This window comes from Flavobacterium rakeshii (assembly GCF_009741375.1).
Classification (GTDB): Bacteria; Bacteroidota; Bacteroidia; order Flavobacteriales; family Flavobacteriaceae; genus Flavobacterium; species Flavobacterium rakeshii.
The window spans coordinates 1-1,874 of record NZ_WOWP01000064.1; the positions used below are offsets into that span (position 1 = coordinate 1).

1 protein-coding gene is annotated in these 1,874 nt (G+C 41.9%); it reads left to right on the forward strand.

Annotated elements, in window-relative coordinates; genetic code table 11:
• On the forward strand, nt 1-1,874 hold a 1,874-nt coding region (locus GN157_RS17795; protein WP_157484820.1), incomplete at both ends, for a SprB repeat-containing protein.

Consider the following 1,874-nt stretch of genomic DNA (forward strand, 5'->3'; position numbering starts at 1 on the left):
CCTTATACTTACTTATGGAGTAATGGTGAGATAACAAGTACTATTACGGGTCTTGTTGCGGGTACTTATACTGTTGATGTAACGGATGCTAACGGATGTTCAATTACTCAGGAATTTATAATTGACGAACCAGAACTGCTTACAGGTACAGCATCTCAGGTAGATGTGCTGTGTAACGGTAATAACACCGGTGAGGCTACTATAACAATGCAGGGTGGTGTAGAACCATACACTTATGAATGGAGTAACGGTGGTGATACTGCTACTATTTCTAACCTTACAGCAGGCACTTATACTGTTGATGTAACGGATGCTAACGGATGTTCAATTACTCAGGAATTTATAATAGATGAGCCGGAACTGCTTACCGTAACTATAGACAGTACTAACATTACCTGTTTTAATGCTGAAAACGGTACAGCTACAGCTATCGTAGCCGGTGGTGTTGAGGCATATGAATATGAGTGGAGTAATGGTGAGACTACCAGTATGATTGAAAACCTTACACCGGGAGCTTACACGGTAACTATTACCGATGCTAACGGATGTACAGCTACTGCAACAGTAATTATAACCCAACCACTACAGCTTACAGGTTTCATTGCTCAAACCAATGTATCTTGTAACGGAGGTAGTAACGGTACAGCTACAGCTAATGCCAATGGCGGTACAGCGCCATATACTTACCTGTGGAGTAACGGACTTACAACACAAACTATTACAGGTCTAACAGCCGGAAGTTACAATGTAACTATTATTGATGTTAACGGTTGCCAGATTGTTAAGGGATGTACAATCTCTCAACCATCTCCGCTTTTCATTACAGCAGGTCAAACTAACCCTACCTGTGTAGGTGCTGCTTATGGTGAGGCAAACGTAACTGTTGTAGGTGGTGTTATGCCATATACTTACCTTTGGAGTAACGGTGCTACTACAGCAAACATTACAGGTCTTACAGCAGGTACTTACAGTGTAATTGTAACCGATGCCAATGGTTGTTCTAACTCGGCAAACGTAACTATACAGGGACTTCCTGCAGCGACATTCAACGCACAGCCTGTAGATGATTCTACTCCGTTTGACGGCGATGCCCACTTTACTGTAAATGTGGCTAATGCTTACAGCTACCAGTGGCAGGAAAGTAACGATGGCGGTACTACATGGTACAACCTTACCGATGGTGGTGTAAACCCTACTTACCTTGGAGTAAATACTAACATGCTTTCTGTTGTTCATGCTCCGCTAAGCCTTAACAACTACCAGTACAGAGTAGTAATCAATGAGATGATAGGTTGTGGTGCTTCTTCGCAGGCAGCAACCCTATTAATCAGAAACAGGTTATGGGCCGAAGCTGATGACTTTAGCGATGTTGAAATCCATGCAGGTACAGGTGGTGTAGCAGGAGATGTTACATTAAATGACCTTTATAACTATGAGCCTGTAGATGATAATGATATCACTATCTCTATTACAGATGATGGCGGACTTACAGGTGTAACGGTAGATGCAGATGGTATTATTACCGTACCTGTAACAGCAACCGAAGGTACATATGTAGTTATTTACCAGATTTGTGATAATGAAAACCCGGATAATAACCCGGATAACTGCCGTGAGGCTCAGGTTATCATTGTAGTACAGCAATCACTTGGTATTGACGATTTCCTTACTAAAGGACTGGAAGTTTATCCTAACCCTGCTACTACCGAGGTGTTTATTAAAATACCAATGGCAGCAGGCGGTGATAACATGCAGTTAAATGTTTATGATATTAACGGACGACTTGTAAAACAGCAAACGGTAACCACAGGAATAAACAAAGTGGATATCGATGCACTGGAAGCCGCTCAGTACATTTTTAACATTACTACTGA